The 6,400-nt window shown below is 67.0% G+C and carries 5 protein-coding genes; all 5 read left to right on the forward strand.

Features of this window, described 5'->3' with window-relative positions; translation table 11 throughout:
- The first annotated feature begins 2 nt into the window (after nucleotides 1-2).
- The 5 genes from QZ772_RS04175 to QZ772_RS04195 all read left to right on the forward strand — a co-directional run bounded on the left by QZ772_RS04175 (nucleotide 3) and on the right by QZ772_RS04195 (nucleotide 6,088).
- Entirely contained in the window at nucleotides 3-1,079 is a 1,077-nt protein-coding gene (locus QZ772_RS04175; protein ID WP_295523323.1) for a branched-chain amino acid ABC transporter permease, read from the forward strand.
- Complete coding sequence (locus QZ772_RS04180; RefSeq protein WP_295523325.1) at nucleotides 1,076-1,894, forward strand: ABC transporter ATP-binding protein; 819 nt, start codon at nucleotides 1,076-1,078, stop codon at nucleotides 1,892-1,894. Before QZ772_RS04175 ends, QZ772_RS04180 begins: the two co-directional genes overlap by 4 nt.
- A gap of 112 nt (nucleotides 1,895-2,006) precedes the next feature.
- Nucleotides 2,007-2,798 carry an ABC transporter ATP-binding protein gene (locus QZ772_RS04185; protein ID WP_295523333.1) on the forward strand — a complete coding sequence of 264 codons (792 nt, stop codon included), beginning with the start codon at nucleotides 2,007-2,009 and terminating at the stop codon, nucleotides 2,796-2,798.
- A 163-nt stretch (nucleotides 2,799-2,961) separates the two neighbouring features.
- Nucleotides 2,962-4,794 carry a long-chain fatty acid--CoA ligase gene (locus QZ772_RS04190; RefSeq protein WP_295523335.1) on the forward strand — a complete coding sequence of 611 codons (1,833 nt, stop codon included), beginning with the start codon at nucleotides 2,962-2,964 and terminating at the stop codon, nucleotides 4,792-4,794.
- A 121-nt stretch (nucleotides 4,795-4,915) separates the two neighbouring features.
- Nucleotides 4,916-6,088 carry an ABC transporter substrate-binding protein gene (locus tag QZ772_RS04195; protein WP_295523327.1) on the forward strand — a complete coding sequence of 391 codons (1,173 nt, stop codon included), beginning with the start codon at nucleotides 4,916-4,918 and terminating at the stop codon, nucleotides 6,086-6,088.
- Nucleotides 6,089-6,400: the final 312 nt, after the last annotated feature.

Here is a 6,400-nt window from a genome sequence, read left to right on the forward strand (position 1 = left end):
CCATGCGCTTCATCTTCAAGACCTCCTATGCGCAGGACATCGACCTGGCCAAGCACGGCGGACATCGTTTCTGGTATTCGCTGCTGGGCGTGCTGCTGCTGGCGGCGCCCTGGTTGCTGGACGAGTACTGGCTGGCGCAACTCAACTTCGTACTCATCTACGCGGTGGTGGGCTTGGGGCTGATGCTGCTGGCGGGCTTCACCGGGCAGTTCTCCATCGGCCACGCGGCCTTCCTGGGGACGGGCGCCTACACGCAGGGCGTGCTGGTCAACCTGGGGGTGCCCTTTCCGCTGGCCATGGTCGCGGCGGCGCTGCTGTCCGCAGCGGTGGGCGTGGTGGTGGCCATGCCGGCGCTGCGGGTCAAGGGCATCTACCTGGGCATTGCCACGCTGGCCTTCGGCTTCATCGTCGAAGAGGTGTTCGCGCGCTGGGAAAGCCTGACCGGCGGCAATGCAGGCCTGCACGTCAAGTCGCCCAGGCTCTTCGGCCTCGACTTCAGCAGCGCGGAGGCCTTCTACTTCGTCTGCCTGCTGACCACCGTGCTGTGCACGCTGGGCGTGCTCAACCTGTTGCGCGCGCCCACCGGCCGGGCCTTCGTGGCCATCCGCGATTCGGAGATCTCGGCGCAGAGCATGGGCATCCACCTGGCGCGCTACAAGACGCTGGCCTTCGCCCTGTCGGCGGCGCTCGCGGGGCTGGGCGGGGCACTCTATGCGCACAAGATCAGCTTCCTCTCGCCCGACCAGTTCAGCATCCTGCAGTCCATCGACCTGTTGCTGCTGGTGGTGATCGGCGGGCTGGGCTCGGTGCACGGCGTGTTCCTGGGCGCCATCTTCCTGATCTCGATGCCGCAGCTGATCGCGCTGAGCAAGGACTGGCTGCCCGAGGCCATCGGCCAGGCGCCGGGCCTGCAGGGTCTGGTGTACGGCCTGGTGCTGATCGCCTTCGTGCTCTTCGAGCCGATGGGCCTGTATGGCCGCTGGCTCAAGGTGCGCGCCTGGCTGCAGCTCTTTCCCTTCTACCGCCGCGGCATGTTCAAGCGGCAGAAGTCCTTCACCAAGTCCGACAGGTTGAAATGAGCGACGTGCTGCTTTCCGCCCAGGACCTCAGCGTGCGTTTCGGTGGCGTGCTGGCGGTCAACCAGGTGAGCTTCGACGTGCGACGCGGCGAGGTGTTCACGCTGATCGGCCCCAACGGCGCGGGCAAGACGACGGTGTTCAACCTCATCAGCCGCATCTACCAGCCCACGACCGGCCGCATCACCTGGAACGGCGGGCCGGCACCGCTGACGCTGACCGACCAGCCGCCGCACGCCATCGCGGCGCTGGGCATCGCGCGCACCTTCCAGAACATCGAGCTCTTCGAGCATGCGACGGTGCTGCACAACCTGCTGATCGGCCGGCATGTGCATCGGCGCACCGGCTTCTGGTCGGAGCTGTTCTTCACGCCGGCCACGCGCGACGCCGAGGTGGCCGCGCGTGAGAAGGCCGAGCAGGTGATCGACCTGCTGGACCTGCAGCACCACCGCGATTCGCTCGTGGCCGGCCTGCCCTACGGTGTGCGCAAGGTGGTCGAGCTGGCGCGCGCCCTGTGCACCGAGCCCCAGTTGCTGCTGCTGGACGAACCCTCGTCCGGCCTGAACGTGGAGGAGACCGCGGACATGGCCTTCTGGATCCAGGACATCCAGCACGAGCTGGGCATCTCCGTGCTGATGGTGGAGCACGACATGACGCTGGTCTCCAAGGTGTCGGACCGCGTGCTGGCCATGGCCCAGGGCGAGGTGCTGTCGCTAGGCAGCGCGCGCGAGGTGCAGGCCGATGCGCGGGTCATCGAGGCCTACCTCGGCACCGCCGAAGACGTGAGCAGCCTGCGGCGGCCGAAGGTGGTGGCATGACGCGCGCCGCCGCATCGCGTGGATGTTCCGCCGAGGATCACGAAGGAGCGCGCTTATGAGTACCGGCACCGCCATCGCGTCGACCACGCTGCCGGTGCATGCCGGCCTTGCAATGAGCGCCGGCGCCGAGCCCGCGCAGGACGTGCTGCAGCTGCTCAACGTCGAGAGCGCCTACGGCCCCATCAAGGCCATCCGCGGCGTCAGCCTCAAGGTGCGGCGCGGCGAAATCGCCACCGTGCTCGGCAGCAATGGCGCGGGCAAGACGACCATCCTCAAGACCATCTCCGGCATCATCGATCCGCGCAAGGGCTCGGTGCACTTCAAGGGCCGGGACATCACCGCGCGCGACCCGGCCTTCATCGTGCATCAGGGCCTGTCGCATGTGCCGGAAGGACGTGAGGTGTTCCCGCTGCTGTCGGTGCGCGACAACCTGCTGATGGGCGCCTACACCCGCCGCGACCGCGACGGTGTGGCGCGCGACCTGGAGACGGTGTTCGGTTACTTCCCCATCCTGCGCGAGCGCGCAACGCAGGATGCCGGGCTGCTCTCCGGCGGCCAGCAGCAGATGCTGGCCATCTCGCGCGCGCTCATGGCCGCGCCCGAGCTGATCCTCCTGGACGAGCCCTCGCTGGGCCTGTCGCCCAAGCTCACCAAGGAGATCTTCGAGATCGTGGTGCGCATCAACCGCGAACGCGGCACCACGCTGCTGGTGGTGGAGCAGAACGCCAACATGGCGCTCAACGCGGCCGACTATGGCTATGTGCTCGAGAACGGCCGCATCGTCATGGAGGACAGCTGCGAGCGCCTGCGCGAGAAAGAGGACATCAAGGAGTTCTACCTCGGCATGCAGGAGACCGGCGCCCGCGGCGAGCGGCGCTGGAAGAAAAAGAAGACCTGGCGTTGAACGACGAAAGGCCCGCACCATGCGCACTCCGACCTTCACACTCGCCCGTGCTGCAGCGGGCTTCCTGCGCGCCGGGCTGGATGCCTCGGCACCGGCTGCCGCTTCTGCCGTGCCCGCCAACGGCCCTGCCCGTGTGCCCACGGGCCTCTGGGACACGGCCCACATGGCGCCGCGCGCCGACATCGTGGTGCCCGGCGAGACGTTGCCCGCCGTGTTCTGGAACGCCACGCGCCTGCGCGGAGACAGCGTGTGGATGCGGCAGAAGGAGCTTGGCATCTGGCGCGCCTGGACCTGGCAGCAGACGGCCGAGGCGGTGGCCGAGATCGCGCATGGCCTGATGGCGCTGGACTTCGCACCCGGCGACTGTGCGTCGATTCTGTCCAACACGGTGATCGAGTGGGTGCTGGCCGACCTGGCGGTGCTGAGCTGCGCGGGCGTCTCCAACGGCATCTATCCAACCGACTCGGCCAGCCAGGTGCACTACCTGTGCGAGGACTCGTCGACCACGGTGCTCTTCGTCGAGGACGACGAGCAGCTCGACAAGGCGCTGGCCGTGCGGGCGCAACTGCCGCGGCTGCGCAAGGTGGTGGTCTTCGACATGAAGGGGCTGCGCGACTTCCACGACCCCGACGTGCTGTCGCTGCACGACCTGCGCGCCCTGGGCCGCGAGCATCTGCGGCTCCATCCGCAGGCCATCGACGAGCGCGTGGGGCAGTTGAGGCCGGCCGACCTGGCCATCCTGATCTACACCTCGGGCACCACCGGCAAGCCCAAGGGCGCGATGCACAGCCACGGCGGCCTGGTGTATGCCATGCGCGGCTACAACACGCTGATCGCGCAGGACGAGCGCGACGAGCGCATGTGCTTCCTGCCGCTGTGCCATGTGGCCGAACGCATGGGCGGCGAGTACTTCGCCATGTACACCGGCTCGGTGCTCAACTTCGTCGAGAACCCCGAGACGGTGCCGGAGAACGTGCGCGAGATCGCGCCCACCGTCTTCCTCGCGGTGCCGCGCGTGTGGGAGAAGTTCTATTCCGGCGTGATGATCGCCCTCAAGGAGGCGACGCCGCTGCAGCGCGCCGCCTATGCCTGGGCCATCGGCGTGGGCGAGCGCATCGCCGACCGCGTGCTGGCCGGCCAGCCCGTCGATGGCGCGCTCAGGCTGCAGTTCCGCCTGGCGCGGGTGCTGGCGCTGGACAACGTGCGCAAGCTCATAGGCATCCACCGCGCACGCTTCCTGGTGACGGGCGCAGCGCCCATCTCGCCGGATCTCGTCCGCTGGTACCTGGCGCTGGGCGTGCCCATGCTGGAGGTCTGGGGCATGACCGAGACCGGTGGCGCCTCCACCGGCATGCCGGCCGACCGCATCAAGCCCGGCTCCATCGGCCCGGCCACCGCCTACAACGAAGTGCGCATCGACGAAGGCACGGGTGAGATCCGCGTGCGCGGCCCCAACGTCTTCATGGGCTACCTCAACCAGCCCGAGAAGACGGCAGAGACCATCGATGCCGACGGCTGGCTGCACACGGGTGATGTGGGCACGGTGGACGCGGACGGGTTTTTCCGCATCACCGACCGCATGAAGGACATCATCATCACCGCGGGCGGCAAGAACATCACGCCCAGCGAGCTGGAGAACGAGCTCAAGTTCAGCCCGTACATCACCGATGCGGTGGTGATCGGCGATGCCAGGCCCTACCTCACGGTGATCATCATGATCGACCAGGAGAACGTCGAGAAATTCGCGCAGGACCACGACGTGCCCTTCAGCAACTACGCCAGCCTGACGCGCGCCCGCGAGGTGCAGGACCTGATCCAGGGCGAGATCGACCGCGTCAACGCCAAGTTCGCGCGCGTCGAGCAGATCAAGAAGTTCTTCCTGCTCGACACCCAGCTCAGTGCCGAGGACGAGGAGCTGACACCCACCATGAAGCTCAAGCGCAAGCTGGTGCAGGCCAAGTACGCCGCGCAGATCGAGGCGATGTATGCGGCGTAGGAGTACAGGGGCCGTGCGGCCCATCCGCCCATGTGCCGCCATCCGGTCGGGCTGAGCCTGTCGAAGCCCCGTCCCGCAGTCTGCAAACCCGCGATACCCCGACCACCCAAGGAGACAGCCCATGAAGACCTTTCGCCCCGCCGCGACCTCGGTCGCCCTTCTCGCGCTCGGCCTCCCGCTGCTGGCCCATGCCCAGCAGCAGGGCGTGAGCAAGGACGAGATCCGCATCGGCACCATCCAGGACCTGTCCGGCCCGCTGGCCGGCTTCGGCAAGCAGGCCCGCAACGGCATGCAACTGCGCGTGGAGGAGATCAACGAGCAGGGCGGCATCAACGGCCGCAAGCTCAAGCTCTATGTGGAGGACTCGGGCTACGACCCCAAGAAGGCCGTGCTGGCGGCGCAGAAGCTGGTCAACCAGGACAAGATCTTCATCATGGCCGGCCACATCGGCACCGCCCAGAACATGGCGGCCATGCCCGTGCAGTTCGACAAGAACATCATCAACTTCTTCCCGATCACGGCGGCGCGCGAGATGTACGAGCCGCTCAACCGGCTCAAGTACTCCTTTGCCGCCACCTACTACGACCAGATCCGCATGGCGCTGCCGAAGATGGTGAAGGAGAAGAACGCCAAGAAGGTCTGCACCATCTACCAGGACGACGAGTTCGGCCTGGAGGTGAACCGCGGCGCCGAGGCGGGCCTGAAGGCCGCGGGCATGGAGCTGGCCGAGAAGACCAGCTTCAAACGCGGCGCGACCGACTTCAGCAGCCAGGTGGCCAAGATGAAGGCGGCCGGCTGCGAGGTGGTGGTGCTGGGCACCATCATCCGCGAAACCATAGGCACCATCGGCGAGTCGCGCAAGACCGGCTTCAACCCGGTGTTCCTGGGTTCCAGCGCGGCCTACACCGACCTGATCCACAAGCTGGGCGGCAAGGCGATGGACGGCATGTACGCCACCATGACGGTGCAGAACCCGTACACCGACGAGCAGAACGACAAGATCCGCTTCTGGGCCAACAAGTACAAGACCAAGTTCAACGAGGACCCGACGGTGTTCTCGGTCTACGGCTATTCCATCGTGGACGACTTCGCGCAGGTGGCGCAGAAGGCCGGGGCCAATCTGACGACCGATTCCTTCATCAAGATCATGGACGCGAGCACCTTCGAGCCGGACATGTTCGGCTCGCCCAAGATGACCTTCACAGCGACCAAGCGGCTTGGCAACAACGCGTCGCGGCTGTCGCAGATCGTGGATGGCAAGTGGAAGGTCGTGTCGGATTACGTGGCGGAGTGAGGGGGGCGGATCAGACCCGAGGGTTGGGGGCGGGTGCTGGTCTGGCTTGAGCTGCAGTGAGCTGGGCAGGTGCTTGCCTGGCTTGGCCTGAGTTGAGCTGAGCTGAGTGTGGATGCTGGCGTTGGCGCTCAGCTGGGCGGGCGAGGTCCGGGGTGGGCGCCGGCGCCAGGCTCAGGGCGCGTGGGCTCATACGGGGTCGGTCGGCCCTGCGGGCCGACTCCGCTGCGGTGCTCGAATGGACGGGCCGCGGCAGAACTCGCTACGCGCTTCGCGCTGCGCTCAAACAACTGCCGCGAGTCAGTTCACGAAGCA

Source organism: uncultured Pseudacidovorax sp., from assembly GCF_913773995.1.
Classification (GTDB): domain Bacteria; phylum Pseudomonadota; class Gammaproteobacteria; order Burkholderiales; family Burkholderiaceae_C; genus Xenophilus.

Bases quoted from the DNA above. Each gene is read 5' to 3' on its own strand.
- QZ772_RS04175 (WP_295523323.1), top strand. From the start codon at position 3: ATGCGCTTCATCTTCAAGACCTCCTATGCGCAGGACATCGACCTGGCC.
- QZ772_RS04180 (WP_295523325.1), top strand. From the start codon at position 1,076: ATGAGCGACGTGCTGCTTTCCGCCCAGGACCTCAGCGTGCGTTTCGGT.
- QZ772_RS04185 (WP_295523333.1), top strand. From the start codon at position 2,007: ATGAGCGCCGGCGCCGAGCCCGCGCAGGACGTGCTGCAGCTGCTCAAC.
- QZ772_RS04190 (WP_295523335.1), top strand. From the start codon at position 2,962: ATGGCGCCGCGCGCCGACATCGTGGTGCCCGGCGAGACGTTGCCCGCC.
- QZ772_RS04195 (WP_295523327.1), top strand. From the start codon at position 4,916: ATGAAGACCTTTCGCCCCGCCGCGACCTCGGTCGCCCTTCTCGCGCTC.